The 20,445-nt window shown below is 43.3% G+C and carries 17 protein-coding genes; 8 read left to right on the top strand and 9 right to left on the bottom strand.

The features are described from left to right. The first annotated feature begins 97 nt into the window (after window positions 1-97). The 5 genes from LZG71_RS10940 to LZG71_RS10920 all read left to right on the top strand — a co-directional run bounded on the left by LZG71_RS10940 (window position 98) and on the right by LZG71_RS10920 (window position 2,820). The gene (locus tag LZG71_RS10940; RefSeq protein ID WP_233820334.1) at window positions 98-682 is read left to right on the top strand and encodes a hypothetical protein; all 585 of its coding nucleotides are present in this window, start codon (window positions 98-100) and stop codon (window positions 680-682) included. A gap of 212 nt (window positions 683-894) precedes the next feature. Further along, a complete protein-coding gene (locus LZG71_RS10935; protein ID WP_233820333.1) occupies window positions 895-1,152 on the top strand; it encodes a hypothetical protein in 258 nt (85 codons plus the stop codon). Between the two features lie 113 nt (window positions 1,153-1,265). Further along, a complete protein-coding gene (locus tag LZG71_RS10930) occupies window positions 1,266-1,793 on the top strand; it encodes a ferritin (RefSeq protein WP_233820332.1) in 528 nt (175 codons plus the stop codon). 114 nt (window positions 1,794-1,907) lie between these two features. After that, on the top strand, window positions 1,908-2,354 hold the full coding sequence (locus LZG71_RS10925; protein WP_233820331.1) for a MarR family winged helix-turn-helix transcriptional regulator: 447 nt from the start codon (window positions 1,908-1,910) through the stop codon (window positions 2,352-2,354). A gap of 37 nt (window positions 2,355-2,391) precedes the next feature. Further along, window positions 2,392-2,820: an organic hydroperoxide resistance protein gene (locus LZG71_RS10920; protein WP_233820330.1), complete on the top strand. Its 429-nt coding sequence runs from the start codon at window positions 2,392-2,394 to the stop codon at window positions 2,818-2,820. A gap of 78 nt (window positions 2,821-2,898) precedes the next feature. On the opposite strand, the gene LZG71_RS10915 is transcribed toward LZG71_RS10920, so the two are convergent. The 7 genes from LZG71_RS10915 to queG all read right to left on the bottom strand — a co-directional run bounded on the left by LZG71_RS10915 (window position 2,899) and on the right by queG (window position 14,620). Next, on the bottom strand, window positions 2,899-6,723 hold the full coding sequence (locus LZG71_RS10915) for a PVC-type heme-binding CxxCH protein (RefSeq protein WP_233820329.1): 3,825 nt from the start codon (window positions 6,721-6,723) through the stop codon (window positions 2,899-2,901). A gap of 283 nt (window positions 6,724-7,006) precedes the next feature. Next, complete coding sequence (locus LZG71_RS10910) at window positions 7,007-7,384, bottom strand: endonuclease domain-containing protein (RefSeq protein WP_233820328.1); 378 nt, start codon at window positions 7,382-7,384, stop codon at window positions 7,007-7,009. Between the two features lie 280 nt (window positions 7,385-7,664). Beyond that, complete coding sequence (locus LZG71_RS10905; RefSeq protein ID WP_233820327.1) at window positions 7,665-10,835, bottom strand: PVC-type heme-binding CxxCH protein; 3,171 nt, start codon at window positions 10,833-10,835, stop codon at window positions 7,665-7,667. An 82-nt stretch (window positions 10,836-10,917) separates the two neighbouring features. After that, the gene (locus tag LZG71_RS10900) at window positions 10,918-11,793 is read right to left on the bottom strand and encodes a ThuA domain-containing protein (protein ID WP_233820326.1); all 876 of its coding nucleotides are present in this window, start codon (window positions 11,791-11,793) and stop codon (window positions 10,918-10,920) included. A 313-nt stretch (window positions 11,794-12,106) separates the two neighbouring features. Beyond that, on the bottom strand, window positions 12,107-13,045 hold the full coding sequence (locus tag LZG71_RS10895; protein ID WP_233820324.1) for a hypothetical protein: 939 nt from the start codon (window positions 13,043-13,045) through the stop codon (window positions 12,107-12,109). 136 nt (window positions 13,046-13,181) lie between these two features. Continuing rightward, window positions 13,182-13,595 carry a DUF1761 domain-containing protein gene (locus LZG71_RS10890; RefSeq protein WP_233820323.1) on the bottom strand — a complete coding sequence of 138 codons (414 nt, stop codon included), beginning with the start codon at window positions 13,593-13,595 and terminating at the stop codon, window positions 13,182-13,184. A 77-nt stretch (window positions 13,596-13,672) separates the two neighbouring features. Beyond that, the gene (gene queG / locus LZG71_RS10885; protein ID WP_233820322.1) at window positions 13,673-14,620 is read right to left on the bottom strand and encodes a tRNA epoxyqueuosine(34) reductase QueG; all 948 of its coding nucleotides are present in this window, start codon (window positions 14,618-14,620) and stop codon (window positions 13,673-13,675) included. A 112-nt stretch (window positions 14,621-14,732) separates the two neighbouring features. On the opposite strand from queG, the gene LZG71_RS10880 reads away from it, so the two are divergent. The 3 genes from LZG71_RS10880 to LZG71_RS10870 all read left to right on the top strand — a co-directional run bounded on the left by LZG71_RS10880 (window position 14,733) and on the right by LZG71_RS10870 (window position 17,964). Beyond that, window positions 14,733-15,353: a nucleotide exchange factor GrpE gene (locus tag LZG71_RS10880; protein WP_233820321.1), complete on the top strand. Its 621-nt coding sequence runs from the start codon at window positions 14,733-14,735 to the stop codon at window positions 15,351-15,353. 112 nt (window positions 15,354-15,465) lie between these two features. Then, complete coding sequence (gene dnaJ, locus LZG71_RS10875) at window positions 15,466-16,632, top strand: molecular chaperone DnaJ (protein WP_233820320.1); 1,167 nt, start codon at window positions 15,466-15,468, stop codon at window positions 16,630-16,632. 150 nt (window positions 16,633-16,782) lie between these two features. After that, the gene (locus tag LZG71_RS10870) at window positions 16,783-17,964 is read left to right on the top strand and encodes an endonuclease/exonuclease/phosphatase family protein (protein ID WP_233820319.1); all 1,182 of its coding nucleotides are present in this window, start codon (window positions 16,783-16,785) and stop codon (window positions 17,962-17,964) included. Window positions 17,965-18,036: 72 nt separating this feature from the next. Here the strand turns inward: LZG71_RS10870 and LZG71_RS10865 are convergent, their stop codons facing one another. Together LZG71_RS10865 and LZG71_RS10860 are read right to left on the bottom strand one after the other, a co-directional pair. Further along, window positions 18,037-18,579: a GNAT family N-acetyltransferase gene (locus tag LZG71_RS10865; protein ID WP_233820318.1), complete on the bottom strand. Its 543-nt coding sequence runs from the start codon at window positions 18,577-18,579 to the stop codon at window positions 18,037-18,039. Window positions 18,580-18,806: 227 nt separating this feature from the next. Next, window positions 18,807-20,435 (bottom strand): SusD/RagB family nutrient-binding outer membrane lipoprotein, encoded by a 1,629-nt coding sequence (locus LZG71_RS10860; RefSeq protein ID WP_233820317.1) that lies wholly within the window; start codon window positions 20,433-20,435, stop codon window positions 18,807-18,809. Between the last annotated feature and the right edge of the window lie 10 nt (window positions 20,436-20,445).

Here is a 20,445-nt window from a genome sequence, read left to right as displayed (position 1 = left end):
ACGCAAAGCACGCAATGTTAAATTGCGTGCTTTTTGTTTTTATGTGAATTATGTATAATTTAATTTTATATTTAAATATAAAATACAACGGCTTTTTATGAGGATATTTCTGTACATCTGTGCTCTAAGCATGACGCTGAGTTGTCAAAAAGACAAGGATGTCCATTGGTCGGATGCCAATATTGATAATAACATTTCTAAAAGCTTTGGGATACTCCAAATGGATAAAGAAGAATTGCCGTTTTTATCCAATCAGATTAATGTAAAGCGTACGAGTAATTTACTTGAGTACGCTGAAAAAGCTCTTGATGATAATGGAATCAACTGCGAGTATTCCTATAGTCAATATGAATGTAAAGCCCAACTCCATAATTCTGAATTTGTTACAATTGATATCGGACAACATTCCTATTTTGGAGGAAGAGGCTATAATGTAGAATATTGTAAAAATGCTTTTCGCGTTGAGCCCTATTCGTACTCTGACATATCCGCTGGAACAGAGGAGAAGTCTGTTTTGAAAATTATCCATCAGGAATTATTGCTAGACAAACTCCAATATGTTGTTGGTGATAGTCTGTTTGGTAAAATCAATTTTCAAATTATTGAAACCAAAGACAGTGAAAAGAATCAGTACTGTCTGAAGGGCTATTTCAGGACCGTCGTGATAAGTGCAAACATGTAGAGTCTCGCAAACAATCCCCTCAAACCTAAATATAATTAGAATGCTTTTAAATAAACTTGCGTTCAATCAACTTTGAAACTATCTTTGTGGTACAATTTCCACATTACAAACACCGGATTGCAGTGAGTATCTCTAATGAATTGTTTAGTACCTCTAAGGGTTTCAGTTTTCAGTGTGACAAAAGCGCAAGAATTGTAATGAATTTTGGGGATATGGAAGCTTCTTTCCGTATTCAGGATTTTCTTAATTTCCGTAGGTTCATCAATAAAATAGACATACAAAGCAAAATCTTCGATTTGTCTGATGATTCTGATTACGAGTTCATTGAGGCTCCTCAGCTGAATATTTACCAAAAACTGACACTTTGCGAGCTAATCCAACTCAGAGAGCTTGTAAATGGAACACACTTCGCAATCGAACTTAATTCCCTTCTTCACGAATTACTCTATCAGGAATCAGAATTAGTCTAAATAGCTCATTCCCTTCATTTTAGACCAATTCCAAATTTTCTAAGGAAGATTGGAATCATGAACTTTCCTCTCATATTTGTGCTTATAAATACGAAGCACAAATAAATATTATCATGAGAGACCTACTTAGACAACGGACATCCTTAAAGGAAGAAATAGAAATACTTTTGAACAACCAGGTTAAAATGGAAGCAGAAGCATCTGCTAAATATTTGGCCATGGCATCGTGGTGTGATCGTAACGGTTACAAAAACAGCGCTGCTTACTTCATGAAGCAGTCTGACGAAGAGCGTGCACACATGCTTAAAATATTCAATTACATCATGACTGTTGGCGGAACTGCGGTTTCTCCGGAAGTACCTGCGGTAAAACAAGAATTTGCTTCTTTCAGAAGTGTTTTTGAAACTGCATTGCAAAGCGAAATCAGTGTTACACAAGCCATCAACAGAATTGTAACACAAAGCCGCAGAGAAGAAGATTACGGCACTGAAAATTTCATCCAGTGGTTTGTAAACGAGCAAATTGAAGAAGAAGATAATGCACGTCGTGCTGTTGAGCTTTTCGATGTAATCGGCGAAGATGGTACAGGACGTTACCAAATCGACAAGGCAATTCTTAAAATTGGTTCTTCTGAAGAATAATCAGAAACCTGATTCAATACCGAAAGAGCTGTATCCGAAAGATACAGCTCTTTTTTATGCAAAAATTTGTAATTAAATTTTATACAATTTAATTTTACACAATTAATAAATGATATGGAGCTACTAAAACTATCGAACCAACTGTGTTTTCCTTTATATGCTTTATCAAGGAAAATCACCGGCCACTATTTACCATTATTGGACAAGATTGGACTTACTTATCCGCAGTACCTGGTCATGCTTGTGCTTTGGGAAGAAAACGGGCTGTCCGTAAAAGAACTTGGACAAAAACTGATGCTGGACTCGGGTACGCTATCCCCTCTGCTGAAAAAGATGGAAGACCGGCTGCTACTCACACGCAAGCGGTTGAAAGAAGATGAGCGCGTTGTTATTATTTCTCTGACGGAAACAGGAGAAGCGTTAAAGGAAAATGCTTCCCGTATACCAGAAGAAATAAAATGTAGCCTTGAACTCTCTTATCAGGAACTGGAACAAATGCGTTCACTCGCAACCGGGATGTTGGACAAGTTAAACCAGATTGAGCTTGTACGCAGCAACTAATTTACCAATTGAAAATCAACAATTTATAATTAAAATCATGATTAACGCATTGTATACAGCCTCTGCAACCGCAACCGGCGGCAGAAATGGCAAAGTAATATCTTCAGATAACGTATTGGACCTTGAAGTAAGAACTCCAAAAGAACTGGGAGGTTCGGGAGGCGCATATACCAATCCGGAACAGTTGTTTGCGGCAGGCTATGCAGCCTGTTTCGACAGTGCACTAGCTCTGGTTATCAGAGGAGCAAAAATAAAAACCGGAACTACGAGCGTTACCGCGCAGGTAGGGATCGGCAAAAATGAATCAGAAGGTTTTGGATTAGTTATTACATTGGAAGTTAACATCCCTGAGGTGGAACAGTCCGTTGCAGAGGAACTTGTTGCGAAGGCTAACACGGTATGCCCATATTCTAATGCAACACGCGGAAATGTTGAGGTGACGTTGAAAACGACGACTAACAACTAATTACAGCACAAACTGAAAGCGGTTCTGTTTCAGACAAAGACTGAGACAGAACCGCTTTTTACTGCACAGCAGGTAAAATTATCCCGCTTTTTTGGTAGTTCGTAAAAACGCTACCAACTCTTTCACTTCCTTATCCGATAATGCTTCCAAAAGTCCCGACGGCATCATGGACGTTGGTGTGGTTTCTCTTGTTTGTATATCTGATTTATTTAGTAACACCGCATCTTGCCCAACAATACGTAGCGTAAGCTGCCGTTCGGTTTCTTTGGCAATGTTTCCTACATAAGTTCTTCCATCCCGCGTGGTAACGACAACCATTTTGTAATCGTCCTGAATTTCTCCACTAGGATCGAGGATATTACCAAGTAAATAATCGAGATTCCCCCGGTTTGAGCCAGTCAGATCTGGCCCGATAATTCCTCCGTCGCCATACATTTTGTGGCAGGGACCACAGGTATTTTTAAAAATGAGCTTTCCGTTATCCGGACTAGCTGCTGACACAGCCTGATCGGTAAGCAATTTTCTGTATTTGGTATATGCCTTTTCATCAAAAGCCACATGATCAATCGGTCCCCAAACTTCGACAAAACCACTTCCCACTACCCTGCGCAACTGACGGGCGACATAGGTTGGAACTTCATTTTTAGAAATGGTTTTTTTGGCAATTGCCTGTGTGAGCAACCAGCCATATTTTGGCCGTGACGACAAGGTTTGAATTGCTTCTGCCTTTTCTCTTGGGTCAAATCCCGGATATTTTTCAAGCAGCAGTTTGCCCAAAGGTTCCTGATCATAACTTGCTATAGCCCGGATCGCATCAAACCTCAGAGCCGGTGTTGCAAGCAGCGCTGGTAACTCTTTCACAAGTTCAGGGCGCTGGCGAGACGCCAGAGATTGAAGCGCTTTTTGTCTTTGAGCAACTGGTGCACTGGCATTTTTCAGTGTGGTCAAATAGGTCTTGGCTGCTTCTGTATCACCGAAATACTGCGCCAATTCAGTTGCTAAGGCTGCAACTTTACCAGTGCTTTGTTTCAGCTTTACATATGTAGGCTTCCAGTTGGCTGGTGTTTTCACATCAGAGCGTCCTTCGAGTCCATCACGCATACCTTCCAGCAAGTCGATTTGGTTGGCAGGCGTTTTCCCGATTGCGGTCAAAAGTATTTCTGACGCATCAGCATCCATAGTTCTGCGTGCAATGAAGTTGGTTACCATTGGTATTTTGCTTTTGGAAGCCAGTTCAAGTGCTTTTGCAGGATCTGCTTTAACAAGAGGCTCCAATCCATACCAGATCATTTTTGGCAGATTGTGATCATTGATATCTTCGGCATGTCCCACCAACGCTTCCGCAATTTCCCAGCGGGATTCTGGTTTGATGCGCTGCATGGCAGATGCCAGATACAACCTCACAGGAGCGGATGGGTCCTCTTTCGCCATCTTTTCAAATCGGGCAATGGCGGCAGGTGATGGTGCTTCATTTTCACACAAAAATTGAATTGCCCATGCACGTATGTACTCGTCCTTATCTGAAAGAGCGGCTAAAAGTTCTTTTTCTCCCAGCGCATTGGCAACCTGCAATGCCCACATGGCTCGCAAACGATAGTCGGCGTTACTATTAGAAGTATAAATTTCAGTCAGGCGATCCAACGACTGCTTTGTTATTTTACCTTTTGCAGCCCGGTTTTGCAAGATAATACGACCTCTCCTTGCATGCCACTCACTTTTACTTGTTTGCAGATCAGCCAACTTCAAGTCACTAAACTTATCCAGATCACCATATCTTCCCTCCCAGTTTTCCGCCAGAGAAGTTTTTGGCATAATTCTAAAAATCCGACCCGTTTCGGAGTTCAACACATCGGACCCACATATATCCGCATCGTGCCAGTCGAGCACATAAAGCCCTCCTTCCGGCCCTATTTCCATGCTAAAACCTACCCATTGCGCATTGTTGGCCATCATGAAATCATCCCCATGTTTCCCAACAAAACCGGATCCTTTGCTTTCCAGGATGTCCGACAGTATGCCATGTTCATGAATATTGGCCATAAAAATCTTACCTCGTTCATTCTGCGGAAAAGCATCTGAAAGATACACCCTTGCTCCGCCATGTGCAGATCGATGGCTGTGATCAGCAATGGTTTTGATATCGTTATAAACATAGGGATTAAAATGCTGTCCGCCCTGACGGTGGTAAATACCGCCCGGTACAACATGCCAGAGGTGGGGAATTACGCAGGCTGTCATCAATAATTGACCCTTGGCATCGTAATCTATTCCCCAGGGATTACTAAACCCGTGTGCTACTACTTCAAATTTATCCTTCGTAGGATGGTAACGCCACACTCCACCATTGATATCAACTCCATCTTTCAGAATTTCTTCAGGAAACGGATCTTTGTGTTTGTATAGCTTTCCCTTTCCAACCGGCTTGCCTACTTTGGAAGGCGTGGCAAAACCCTGCAATCCGTACAACCAGCCATCTGGTCCCCAGTGAAAACTGTTTATCGTTTCATGCCGGTCGCGAATACCCCAACCGGTCAACCGTACTTCAATATCCTCCACATCAGCTTTGTCGTCTTTATTTTTGTCTGGTACAAAAAGAAGATTTGGCGGGGCGCCAATGAAAACACCGTCAAAACCAACGGCTAGGGCCGAAGGAAATGCAATCCCTTCCATAAAAACCATACGGCTATCTGCCACACCATCATGGTCGGTATCTTCCAATATCAGGATGCGGCTGTCGCCAGCATTGGAAAACCCTTTTCCTCTGGACTCGTAATCCCTGTTTTCAGCAATCCACATCCTTCCTCTGTCATCCCAACAAAAAGCCATGGGCTGAGTCATCATCGGTTCCGATGCCCACGCATTTACCTTAAATCCATCCTTGATTGTCATGGCTGCCACGGCTTCCTGAGCACTCAGAAATTTCGCTTCCCTTCCCTCCTTTTGCGCAATTGCCCAAAGCGCAGCCGTATTATACTGCCCGTTGTTTCCTATAAATTCTCCAAAAGTTTTATTCAGTGCAACGTCATTCAGTTCACCGGAATAGATAACCAGTTCATGTTTGATAACCTCCGTTTCTCCTTTTTTGATATGCCAGTCTGCCTTGCGGGCACGGGCAGGCCCAGCTCCTAACTGACCGTCAACACGCCAGGTTTGCGGGTAACCTTTGTTTTCGGGATGATCCAGAATAGCGATATGCGCCAGATCGTCCCGCCCTTCCACCTGCATACCAATGTCCACCCACATGGCGGCCTGTCCTTCTGCTTTCTCGTTCTTTTGACGGGCCGCATTTACCACTTCTCCTTTTATCCCCTCTTTCCAGGGCATCCGGACAAAGAGTCCACCGTAATTATACTTCCCAATGGTTACGTCCGTTTGCGCCTCTCCGTTCCATTCCAGATCAAGCAGATATTTACCATCTTTCTGGCGCATAGACCAGTTTTGTGTCTCGGTTAAAACCGCCGCTCCCGTCGAATCCAGAAGATTGTATACCGTCTGCCATTTGACGATATCACCCTTACTTTCTGTAACAGTTGCCGATACTCTTTTCCAATAATCGCCCTCCGGATGGTGGAAATAATCTCTCCCATTCACACGGGTGTAACCCCAGTAAATACCAGTCTGATGTTTATGATGTCCCGGACTATACTCTGTCAGAATACCTTTCCCGTCTGGCGCAACAATCGGATGAAGATAAGGACGGAAGTTCGCTTTGGCATTTTGAACCAGAATCGGTTTTGACTCCTTCCCCCGGAAAATACTGATCGTTCCGGCGGTGGTATCCTGGACTATATGAAGCTGTACTTCGGCATTCCGGGTGCTTAGTCCATTTTCCTTTGTACCTCTGAAAATATAGCTCAGATTCAGGAGCAAAAACAGTGCTAAAAAAGGTAACGATTTAGACATGAGGCGGTAAGGGATAAATATCAGTTATGAACTAGCAAAAGTTAATTTTTCCCTGATTTTAATTATAGATTCTTGAAAATAGTTGATTGGTTACTTGGTACTAGACCCACCCCACCCTTCGGGCACCCCTCCAAGGAGGGGATTAAGACCGTATTCCCCTCCTTGGAGGGACGGTCCGCCGCGCGGTGCCGAAGGTGGGGTGGGTAATTATGTACCAACTCTTCGAAAAAACTAGAAATTTCAAAAGACGAGGATTAAATTAATAGTTTGACTAATAACGCAATCAATCCCCCCTATTATCCTCAATCCAATACTGAATCGCTAGCAACACGTTTATCATATCTCTTTTTACTTGCAAATCACTAAATCTCAGGAAATGTACGCCGAGAGACTCTAATCTTTCTTGTCTGACAATATCGTTTTCAGCAACTTCTTCAAAGTCATGAGAAGAGCCGTCTATTTCTATGGCAAGTCGAAGATCTTTACAATAGAAGTCAACGATGTAATTATCAATTGGTCGTTGTCTATCAAAATCGTGTCCTAGCATTTGTCCTTGCTTTAACTGATTCCACAACAAAACTTCAGACAAAGTCATGTTTTGTCGCAATTCTCTTGCAAGTTTTTTTAGTCTGGGGTTGTAGGGTATTATGGGTCGAGGCATTGGAGAAAGGTTTGTTTTGGTTTGGAGACTTGTAATTATGAGTTAGGTAACAGGAATTGTGCAAAATTACCCACCCCGCCTACGGCACCCCTCCGAGGAGGGGATTTGGAGCGTATTCCCCTCCTCGGAGGGGTGCCCAAAGGGCGGGGTGGGTAATTCTGGTTCCTACCTCAACTTTTAAGAAAATACCGATTCATACAGAACAAGAACATTTTAATACAAAAAAAGTCCGCTCCAAAAAACTTTGAAGCGGACTCAATTCCTTAATTTCCAATATGACTTATTTCTCCAATGGATGTTCTTTCAGCAATTGATCTGGTGAGTAAAAATCCTTTTTACTTGCTGTTGCGGCCCTTACTTTTTTGACTTTATCGGCTGTTATGGCTGTTCCCTGGTTGCCGAAGGAATTCCGGACGTAAGTCAGCACTGACGCCACTTCTTCGTCGTTTAATAACCCTCCGAATGGTGTCATAGGAACCTGGCCCGGATATTTTTTACCTGCCACATCAATTGGTCCCAACAATCCTTTCAACACCAGTTTAATGAGCCTGTCGTCACTTCCCGTTACCCATTTGTTTGGAGTTAGCGGCGGAAAGCCTGATGACCCCAATCCGTTTCCATCTGGCTGATGGCAGGTTGAGCAATATCCTTCTTTGGCATATATCTCTTTGCCTTTATTAAATAATTCCAGTTCCTTTCCTTTCAGGCCCGTTTTCACCACAGCTTCTTTCTCCTTTTTTACTGCTACTCCGCTGAGATGCGCAACGGCTGCATCATAAGCGTGGATCATCCATTCATCCAGCTCTTTCTTTTTTGCTTCTGCCAAAATCGGCAAACCTTTTTCTTTTGGCAGCCATGAGGCAGACACTATCGCTTCCAGACGTACACGTCCGTTTTCATCTTTCGCAGCCTGCATCAGTAAATCCGCCTGGTTGGCAACCTGATGCCCTGTATATCTGACCACATTCACTGCCGCAGCTCTTGCATGGTAGTCTTTTGCTTTTAGCATTTGGTTTAAAAGCTTCTGATCTACTTTGTTCATTCCCCATGTTACCCACAGTGCTTCCAATACATTGTGCTCGTATTTTGGATCATTTTTATCCAGACCAGCTACCCATTTAGTAACTCCTGCAAGTACTTGATTCACATCTCTTCCACGCAGTTCGCGGCGGGTACGGTAGCGGGTACGGTATTCAGGTAATTTAAGATTATCCAGAAGTTCAGAAATACTGGCACCGTCTACTTTCGCCGGTTTCACCAAAGGACGGGATGGATATGTAATCCGGTAAACCCTGCCATGGGAGTGATCACGCAGTGGATCACGGGCATTGTGCTGCATGTGCCCGATCAGGATATTGTGCCAGTCGATCACATAAAGCGAACCGTCCGGGGCAAATTCCATATCCACAGGACGGAAGTTTCTGTCTTCACTCACAACCAGGTCCATGCGATGAGAACTCTTGTAACCTGTTCCATCATCTTTTAATGTATGCTCCTTCGTTCCAAGAAAACCAATTGTGTTGTTAATCAATAAATCACCTTGTAATTCCTCAGGAAAATGACGGCTCGACACAAATTCCAAACCAGAGGTTGGCCGTACCAAATGTGCCTTTTCAATCAACTGAACCGATTTATGTGTAGCTTCTCCATAACGTGGCAATACCGTTCCCGGCATCATCCAGCGTACATCCGGACTGGATGTTTCCGCAAAAAAAGGCTGTCCCCAATCATCAAATGCAATTCCCCACGGATTAGGAATGGAGAGCTGCGCAGTGCGTTCTAGCTTACGCAATTGCGGACTGTAACGATAAAAACCACCGTTGGTTGCACGTACAGGTCCATACGAAGTTTCTATATTGGTATGCAAAAACACCCCTTCTCCCGAATAAATCGCTCCCGATGGATCCACCGTAAAAGCATGGCTATTGTGATGCGTATCGTGGTCGTCGTAACCGCTCAACAATATTTCGCTCTTATCCGCCTTGTCGTCACCGTCGGTATCGACATACAATTTAAAATTAGTCCCCTGAGAAACATATACACCCTCAGGTGCAATTTCAAATCCTACCGGCAGGTGTAATCCGTCTGCAAAAACAGTTTGTTTGTCTGCTTTTCCGTCTCCGTTTGTATCTTCCAGAATGATAATCTTGTCGTTCGGTTTGGAGTCGCCTGGTTTGTAGTGCGGATAACTTGGCATAGTAGCAACCCACAAACGGCCTTTATTATCAAAAGACATCTGCATTGGTTTTGCCAGGTCGGGGAATTGCTCTTCGGAAGCAAATAGCTCAATTTTATAACCGTCTGGCACTTTAAGTTTTGCCAGCGCATCGTTGCCGTAAAGGTATTCCAGACTACCGTTTTTCTCAGGATTGAAGTTCGTTTTCACCGGTGGCAACACAGTTGTGTTTTTATCGGCCAGTTTCAGATCCAGTTTTTCACCCTTTGATGCTGCCAGCCATATCGCTGTATCTCTGATGGCGGTCAGCTGTCTTATTTTTTCAATTTCTGCTGGATAATTGTCCGGGCCAAAAGGATTATAACGACGACCGTATGCATGTACGCCATTCGGGATTTTAATATCGTTGTGCCACATCCAGTTTTTCTCAACTACGGCTTCATTGACCAGTTTGCGGTTCGCTTCGTTTTTTGCCTTTCCTTTTCCAAAAATCTCATCAGAAAGTAAAGTCGCCAACTTTTTGTAACCTTCATCGTTTAGCTGAGAGCCATCAATAGTCAAATCTTCTTTGGTTGCAGCATACCATTGCTGCGAAGGTGTGAAAGCATCCACATACAATACTTTGTTCTGATTCGCCACCTCTTTCATTGCATTAGCATAAAGAGCAATGTTCACATTTTCCTTTTTGCCGTTTGGAAGGTCAAACTTTGCAGAAAGATCCTCGAAAGCGATGGGCGATACCAAAGCAAGTTGCGGTACCGAAGCTCCGTTGTATTTCTGTGCAAGTGTATGTTTCACAAACGCATCCAGTTCAGCTTTGTAGTTGGCCAAACCCGCCTTTCCAGCGAACGATTCATTGTAACCAAAAAACGCAATGATTACATCTGCTTTCAGTCGTGTAAGCCACTGATCCGGCGAATCGAAATGTCCCTCGCTACCCGAATTCTTCGCCAGTTCTGTCTGAAATTTTTCAGCACCTGGAAATGCCCAGGGTAAGTTCCTGCTGGAATGTGGACGAAATCCTGGTGTATCTCCTCCATCGCACATGTTACGGATGAACAAGGAATAGTCGGGATAACGTAGCTGCATTTCGGTTTCAAAATGCCCGTAATTCATCATTCTTGATCCCAGGTTGTTACCCAGGAGAACAATCCGCGAGTCCTTTTGCACTTTGATGGTTTGCGACTGGCTGAACTGAAAAGCACTGAACGCCACAATAGCCAGACCGATTGCAATAAGCAAACCGGCAATACTTCTTTTTTTGGGTTTAGTCATGGTAAAGGTGAATTATCTTCGATTTACGGGTAAAGGATATTGGGTGTATTGGGTGAAAAGTGATTACACTTTTCAGTTTTAATTATTCGCGATATGGCACCTGAATGTCCATTTTTCCCTTCCAGGTTTTTGGCACCTTTTTGCCTAGTTCCCAGTGAATGGCATTTACAATCAGCCTTTGAAAAGATTCAAGTCTAAAATCCTCAGGATGTCCGAGAGTGGTCATGAATACTTTTCCTCCAAAAGAGTTGGTGCCCGTCCAGGCAACCGGATTTTCAATTGCTTCCTTGTCAGGATCCACAGCTTTTCCCATCAATAGCCACGTGGAGCCTTTTATAGGATAATCCGGCAACACTCTATACAGCCACGAACGCACATGGAAAGACGGATCAACGCCTGTCAATATTGGATTTTTTGCCTGTTCAGGAACAACGGTCACATCTGTACTGCTTTTGTGACCGTAATGCGTATGCCCCGCTTTTCCACCCCATCCCGGAGGTGAATTGAGTGCAAACTCACCGAACGCGTTCCATTTTATACGTTCATCCCCCTTCGGATAATTGAAGGCATGTGTGGTAGTGCGAAAACCCATCACCGGTTTTCCAGTTTTTAGGTAAGCCTCTATATGGTCAAGCTGATCCTGAGGTAGCTGACGCCAGCGTAGATAGAAAACGGCAAGATCGGCCTCACGAAGGATTTCCAGGCCGGGAATATTTTTCTCTGAATTGTGATCCGGATTGGCTTTCAAAACCACTGCTCGCATTCCGTAGTTTTTTTCCAGTTCAGTGGCAATAATTGGTAATGTTTCTTCACCGCTGTATTCATGGTCGCCGGTGACAAATACAACCAAAGGTTTAGATGATTTGGTAGTCTGGGCAACGACAATGGTTGTGAGAGCGACAGAAAAAGATGCAATCAGGAAAAACTTCCGGAATACAGACAGGCAATTGGCGTTCATTCTTTTGGTTTAAAAATGATTAAAAAAGCTTTGTACTAATTTGAAGACGAGAAAGTGTTCAATCTACCATTGCCGCGCTCATTTTGTGAGAGACCTGCAAAGGCATAGTAAAACCAAGACTAAAAAATCCTAATTATCCCTTACTTTATTATAAAATCAATTTATAAACGTTAGAATGCAGTACTCAATATACTCAGGTAAATTGTTGAATGATTTTGCCACGAAGACTCGAAGACACTAAGAAATTTAACGTCCCCATTTCTGATGTTTTGGGAAAACAAAAAACTGGCTCACAAATACAAAGCAGTGAATTCTAGTGCAAAAATTTCAGACCTAATGTGATTTCCGCACGGGAAAGGTCTTCGAACTCGTCATAAGAGAACTTAATTGTTTCGGTTCGTCCTTTAGAGTCTCTTTTGTATTTGTAAATATTGCCCATGTAACCCGAACCAGTAAGACTTAATGCGAATTGCGGTGAGATACGTTGCTCAATTCCAACACTTATACCCCAGCCCATTGTGTTTGCCTTCATTGTATAATCCTGCCCAATGTGCCTGGCGACATTTTTATAAGGTTGGTAGCCAGCCCAGAATGCACTTAATATAGAAGTTTTATCGTTTGAAAAAATCTTGCGGTGAGCTACCGACAAGCCTAAAAATTGAATCGTCACGTCATCGCGAGTGCGAATATCTCTCTCTGTTTTGCTTCTGTAAATGTTATACTTAACACCAAAGCCCACATTTTTCCATGGAAAGTAAAATACGTTAGCACCAAAAGAATACCCGGCTTTTAACTTGTCGGTATATTCACGTTCATAAGAAGTCGCTTTTACCCTGGATCTGAATAAACGATAGCCATAACCTCCATCCACACCAAATTGCCATTTCCCCCATGGCGAAGTCTCCTGCTGTACATTAGCAACATCCACAACTGTTGGCTCCACCACCTGTTTTATCGTATCTGATTCGATGACCTCTGGCGTTACGGGAACATTTTGTAAAGCGGCAATGGCACGCAACGAATCTCTTTCAGTGTAAAACCGGTAAACGATGGAACTGACACGATCCTTTCCAAATTCCCTCACCATTTTCTGATTGTATTTGGCGTAGGAGAACTGTACCACTGTACTTGTTTCAAGTACAATGACGCAGGAGATGGAGTCGCCCACATTGGTAACAATCAAATCCTGCGCATGAGAATTGTGAAAAACGAGACCGGAAAGAAGTGTTATGATGTAAAGGTATTTTCTCATTGATGCGTTAACATACAGATCGTTATGTCATTTCCACTGCGGCCAAACCGAATAGTTTATTTTAACAATCTGATAAACAATGGTCAAATATACGACTTTGAACAATATCAACTAAATGCCTGATTTGCGAGCGCGTCTATTCGTATTTTCGCCAGATACCCAATATGGCACCTGTGATGCTGTAAACGAGCACACGTGGTCCGCCATCAATCAGTGAGAGCATCAAAGGTCTTAGTGAAAACATGTCTTTTACAATGATCTCGAAAAGGACAAAAACAACTCCAAAAAGCAACCCTGTCAGGAAACCTGTTATCACAGATTTTACAGGAATTTTTGTGAATATCCAGGCTATGGTGTAAGCTGTAAAAGAAGATGAGACGATACTGGCCAGGTAAGGAGTGGGACTGTTTGCAGCTTTGATCTGATCCATAGTAAAGCCGTTTAAGGCAATCCAGGTTTCAGAAAATGCTCCATACCACAATGCAGGCACTATTTGTGAAATTACCACACACACAAGCACCGCCCAAAGATTGACAGATTGTTTTCTCATAAAACAGAGTATTTGTTCAGCCATCAAAAGGTACTACCAAAGCCAAATATAAGAGGTTTGAGAATTAATAGTCCTTTTTATTTATCCGGCCTCACAAATTCAATGTTTCTTTTGAGGCCTTCAAACTTAGTCCGTTTCAAAGGCGACTTTCTAAACACCTCACGGAAAACCTCTTCCGTAATTTCTGCCCAGTCGTTTGCCGACAGATCGGTCATTCCCGGCTGAATTGAAAATTCCGGAGTGGTGTTGGTTTTCGAAAAACGGTTCCATGGGCAAACATCCTGGCAAATGTCACAGCCGAATATCCAGTTCTCAAATTTCCCGCGAACATCGGTCGGAATGGCTTCTTTAAGTTCAATGGTATAATAGCTGATACACTTGCTGCCATCTACCACATAGGCTTCTGTTATGGCGTCAGTCGGGCAGGCGTCTACACACCGGGTGCAGGTTCCGCAATAATCGCCGGTTGCTCCGTCATATGCCAGTTCCAGATCGCAAATGATTTCGCCGATAAAAAAGAAACTACCCATGTCACGGTTAAGCAAGTTGGAATGTTTACCCACCCATCCCAAACCACTTTTCGCTGCCCATGCCTTATCCATCACCGGTGCTGAATCCACAAAAATCCTCGCGTCCACATCACCAATCTCCTCCCGTATGGATGTTAATAACGCACCAAGTTTTTCTTTTAATACAAAATGATAATCCTTTCCATAGGCATATTTGGAGATTTTCAGATCATCCTTCCCTTCGGGCAGTCTCTCCTCCGGGTAATAATTGAGCAAAACGGATATGACACTTTTGGCTCCATCAACCAGTTTTCTGGGATCAAGCCGTTTATCGAAGTGATTGGCCATGTAAGCCATGGCTCCGTTGTGATTCCGGTTCAGCCAGTTTTCCAACCTGGGCGCTTCTGCTTCCAGAAAATCAGCACGGGAAATTCCGCAAAAATCGAAGCCATTTTCCTGTGCCTTCAATTTTATAAACTTGCTTCTTTCCTGCGCTATTAAGTCGGTTGTAGTCATACTGCAAAGTTACAAATACAAACTAAAAATGTCATCTTGTCAGTATTTTGCTTCTGGCAAAGTAATTTAGGGGTGTCAAATCAATACAAAAGTCATAAAAGTACCCATTACTATGCCGAACGACAAAGAGTACAACATAGATCAAGATATCACAAACGAAATGAACGAGGAGAATTCAGTCCCGGAAACGGAAAACTTCGCTAAGGAAGAGTCGGCCAATGCCGTACCTATGGACAATGCTGGTCAGGAGATCAGCGAAGATGCACAGCAAGTGCATGAAATTGATCCATTAGATGCTGCAAAACAAGAAGTTGCAGAATTAAAAGACAAATATTTAAGGTTATACGCCGATTTTGAAAATTTCCGCAGACGTACTTCCAAAGAAAAACTGGAACTTTTGTCTACTGCGGGAGCGGACGTTGTAAAAACAATCCTGCCGGTTGTGGATGATTTCGAACGCGCAAAAGTGTCATTTGATTCATCTACCGACATTGTGGCATTAAAAGAGGGAGTTGACCTGATTTATAACAAGTTGTTCAAAACCCTGGAAGCAAAAGGTTTGAAGCCAATGGAGGCAAAAGGAGAAACTTTTGACGCAGAAATTCATGAATCAATTGCACAGTTCCCCGCGGCATCGGACGATCTTAAAGGAAAGGTTATCGACGAGATTGAAAAAGGTTATTATCTGAATGACAAAGTGATACGCTACGCAAAAGTGATCGTTGGCGCTTAATATCAATCAAGACATGTATGATGTGTAATAACCAAAGGCATCCGACATTGATTCTGAAAAATCAGCTGGCACGCCGGAGGACAGATTTACATGATACATACGACATTAAAAAATGGCTAAGAAAAGAGATTATTACGAAATATTGGGTGTGGAGCGTGGTGCTGCTGCCGACGAGATAAAAAAGGCTTACCGAAAGCTGGCAATTAAATTTCACCCGGACAAAAATCCGGACGATCCAACTGCGGAAGACAAGTTTAAAGAAGCAGCAGAAGCTTACAGCATTCTGAGCGATGAGAACAAACGCGCCCGTTACGATCAGTTCGGACATGCTGGCGTAGGTGGTCCTTCCGGTGGAGGTGGCTACGGTGCAGGAGGAGGTTTCTCTATGGACGATATTTTCTCTCAGTTCGGAGACATATTTGGTGATAGCAGCCCGTTCGGTGATATTTTTGGCCGCGGTGGCGGCGGTGGAAATGGACGCCGGGTTCGTAAAGGCTCTGATCTTCGTATCAAACTGAAATTGAATCTGGAAGAAGTTGCCAACGGTGTTGAGAAAAAAATCAAGGTAAAACGCCATGTGAGCTGTAATACCTGCGGTGGAAACGGTGCCAAAAACGGAACTTCTCTTACCAACTGCGGAAGCTGTAATGGTACAGGTCAGGTTCGTAAAGTGGTGAGCACCATGCTTGGACAAATGGTATCGACCAGCACCTGCCCAACCTGTAACGGAGATGGCAAGATCATCAGCGAACGCTGTGATTCATGTGCGGGCGAAGGAAGGTTGTTACAAGATGACCTGATCACGCTGAACATTCCGGGTGGTGTGGCAGAAGGTATGCAACTATCTATGTCGGGTAAAGGAAATGTTCCTTCGCGTGGCGGTGTTGCAGGAGATCTGCTGATCGTGATTGAAGAAGAAGAAGATGCACAACTGAAACGCGACGGTAACAATGTTGTATTCGACATGCACCTTAGCTTTGTAGATGCAGCATTGGGAACCTCAACAGAAATACCAACGATCGACGGGAAAGCACGTATCAACGTTGAAGCGGGAACGCAGGCTGGTAAAATACTTCGTCTGAAAGGTAAAGGTATTAAGGACCTGAACGGATACGGAAAAGGTGACCAGCTGGTGCACATTAATGTATGGACGCCCCAGCAATTGTCATCCGACGAACGCGAAACATTGGAATCGCTTCGTCATTCTCCGAATTTTCAGCCGAAACCAGGCAAAAACGAAAAAGGTTTTTTTGATAAAATGAAAGACTTCTTTCATTGACACGGACAAAGTCCGTTTTATGTCTTTTGAGCTGTCACCTTATGTGGCAGCTCTTTTTTTGTCTCATCAACTGAAAAGGTAATATAACTTGCTTAGTGCTGCGGGATAAGATTCCTATCTTCGCGTACAAACTATGAACAAGGCGTTTTTATGAAAAAAATATTATTAATCCTGACCATGCTTTCTCCCGGGATTCTATTCTCTCAAACCAAGAAAAAAGTTACCGAACTCACATTCGCTACATACAACGTAAGTATGGAAGCCGAAAATTATGTTCCAAGAGGTACAAAAGGGAATTCCGAGCAGGTATTGATCAAAGAACTGGCTTCGGGCTCCAATGCACAGATCAAAAATATCGCTTCTATTATCCAAACTGTGAGGCCGGATGTGATCCTGCTTAATGAGTTTGATTACATCCAGGACCCTGAGCTTGGGGTAAAAGCCTTTGTAAAAAATTACCTGATGAGAAGTCAGAATGGAGCAAAAGCCATTGACTACCCGTATTATTTTTATTCCACTGTAAACACAGGCCAACCCTCACCTTTTGACCTGAACAATGATGGCAAAATGGATCGGTTCGGAAACGATGCCTGGGGATTCGGAAACTATCCGGGACAGTATGCAATGGTTGTCTTATCTAAATATCCTATTGATTCGAAGAACGTACGTACTTTCCAACACTTTAAATGGAAAGATATGCCAGGTGCGCATAAAATTACAAAAGCCGACGGCAGCGACTGGTATAGTCCGGAAGCATGGGCACAGTTTCCGTTGTCGTCCAAATCACACTGGGATGTTCCTGTTCAGGTTGGCGGCAAAACAATCCATGTATTGGCCAGCCACCCCACTCCTCCTACTTTCGACGGAGCCGAAGACAGAAATGGCAAAAGAAATTTCGACGAGATCCGTTTCTGGCGGGATTATATTTCAGGCGATACGGGAACCTACATTTATGATGATCAAGGCAAAAAAGGCGGCTTGAGTAACGATGTCCCTTTCGTAATAATGGGAGACCAAAATGCTTCACCAGATGAAGGAAACGCCATAACGGATGGAATCAGGTCGCTATTAGCTCATCCAAAAATCAACAGTGAAACCACACCGGAAAGCAAAGGCGGAGCACAACACAGTCCTGATAATGCATTTGCCAAAAATCACACCGCATTCTGGCGCATGAGAGCCGATTACGTTTTGCCATCGAAAATAGGTTTCAAAGTAAAAGACGGCGGCGTTTTTTGGCCAGCCAAAGGAGAACCAATGTCAGAGCTTGTAGAGAAAAGAGAATCCAGCTCGGATCACAGGTTGGTATGGGTGAAGGTTGGATTGGAGTGATAAACCGTGATTGTAGCTAAAAAGCTGGACGGTTTCGATGCTTGATTGCCCGCATCGGAACCGTCTTCTAAATTATTGAAAGTCAGCAAAATTCGGATTGAACCACGCCATTGGAATGTCTGCTTCGAATTCTCCCAAGTGATTTTTGATTCGCCCTTCCATTCTTCCTTCTTTTTTAAACCCTAACTTTTCATAAAGCGTTATAGCTTTTCGATTGCTCTCACGGGCAATCAACTCAATCCTATATATACCTTTTCTTTCTTTTTGAACATATGTAAGTAAAGATTCAAAGAGTTGTTTTCCCAAACCCATTCCCTGATAATCCGGATCAATAGCTATTGTGAGTTCGCTCAATACGTGACTGAATACTTTTGGATCCAATTTGTAACAATGTACCTCTGCCACCACCCTTTCATTTTCATCTCTGTCCAAGACCACAAACTGAACTCCATTTTGGTATGACTTACTTACAAAGTTCTTTACATATTCTTCCGTAATTTCTTCATTGTTCCGAGCCAGCCCACCTAAAACGGAACTCACTGATTTGTACAGCTCAAAAATTTGAATCCAATCCGTATAAATCGCCTTTCTGATCAAATATCTTGTTTCCTCCATTTCGTTTAGCTCAACTTTTATCTGGTTAATTTAAGTATTAGCTCTAAAAATACTAAATAGTAAGTTTTGTAGTAAAAAAGCACTTTTCATGATAAAATTATCTACTCCTGTCTAGTTACTGATAAGATAGAAAACCGGGCAGCTGTGAAATCTGAAAGTGATTTCACAGCTGCCCGGTTCAGTTACAATTCAACTATACGATTTCGAGTCTGATTTCTTCTCAGGACTTAAAAACTCTTATCAGCAACATCCCACCAAAGTCTGGTCGCTCCCGTATCGGCTCCGCCTAGTTTAGCGGCGGCAGCATTTGCAGCAGGACCATTGGTATTGTATTCCCGAATTGGTATTTGAATACGTCTTACCCCAGGTATGGTTGGGATTCTTCCCGCACTTAAATTCACTACCACCGGAAACAAAACAGGATATCCTGTTCTGCGGTATTCAGCCCATGCTTCTTCACCATCCGGGAAAAGAGCAATCCATTTCTGTGTAATGATTCTTTCCAGCTTTTTGTCATTAGTCGCAGCATCATCCCATTTTATTGTGATCGTGCTCAGATAGGGCGATGTAGCCGCAACGTCATTCTGACCAGCGGTAAGCGCCTTGGGATCGACATACGGTTTTGGCTTGCTGGTTGCATCATTTTTATATGCAGCTGCCTGAGCACTTGCACCGTGCATTTCCATCGAACGGTCAATTCCCGTTTCGTAGTTGGTTTTGGCAACACCTGCATTTGTCCATCCTCTTAACGCAGCTTCTGCTTTTAAAAACCAGGATTCCGCCGCTACCATAAGCTGCATTTTTTGAGGAAAACGAACAAGTTCAGAATAGCCATTGTACGTAGCTTTGTCTTTGATATCAATACCACTGCGAATTCCTTTGAACTGATTCAAAACAGCCGGATCTTTTGCAGGCACAAAATACTTACCAATACGAGGATCATTGTATCCACCCATAATGGACTCCATGGGGGCGCCCATACGGGTATCACTCCAGTCTGTCGGACTGGTGATGATGTTGAGCGGATGCGTAACACTTGTTGTAATGAAACAGTTTTGACTGTTGGCTTCCAAAAGCCCTCCATTCTGAGGATCCAAAGCTGCCTCACCCTGAGTTTTAGCAAGGGCCGGCGCTACTTTCACAATACGCAAAGCCAATCTAAGCCGAAGTGTATTGGCATATCTCAACCAATTGTCGTAATTATTGGCTGTATAGGCCAGATCAGCCTTTTTCATCTGTGGCGAAGTGGCAACCGTTTTAAGCTCCTTCAAACTGGTAATTGCCTTTTCCAAATCAGCAAAAAACAATGGATAAATATCCTTTTGCTCATCGTAAGAAATACTCCCATCTGCCTCCGATACATTGTACTTACTGTAAATGATCGGTCCTATTTTTTCACTAACCCGCGCCATTGCAGACACTTTAATAATGCGCGCCAGAGCATCCAAATCCTTGAAGTTGGTGTTACTTTTGGCCAACTCCATTACCTTATAAGTGGGATTCATCACGTTCACGTACCGATAAATCCAGACATTGGAGTTCCAGCCATCGACCAGCTCGTAAGTAAGGTTATTGGAATTGGATCGAAATGGAGCTTGCGCTGCCATGTAACCGCTGTAACAGTCACTTATCAGATTTTCCGTCAGTTGGTAAGTCCCAACGTCTTCCGGTATTACGGCTCTCTGCGCCTGTTGTAGAAATGCCGCTACCAACTCAAAGTCACTTCCCGCCTGCTCATCTGTTAGTCCAAGCGGATCAGTATTCAGGTCCTCAAAATTAGCAGTACAGCCAGGTATTAATGCCACCAGTACAAGGGCAGTGCATACGCATTTGGATATATATTTTAGCTTATTCATTTTAAATCTG

The sequence above is a fragment of the Dyadobacter sp. CY312 genome (assembly GCF_021390535.1).
Lineage (GTDB): Bacteria > Bacteroidota > Bacteroidia > Cytophagales > Spirosomataceae > Dyadobacter.
This window is presented reverse-complemented; position numbering and strand designations above follow the sequence as displayed.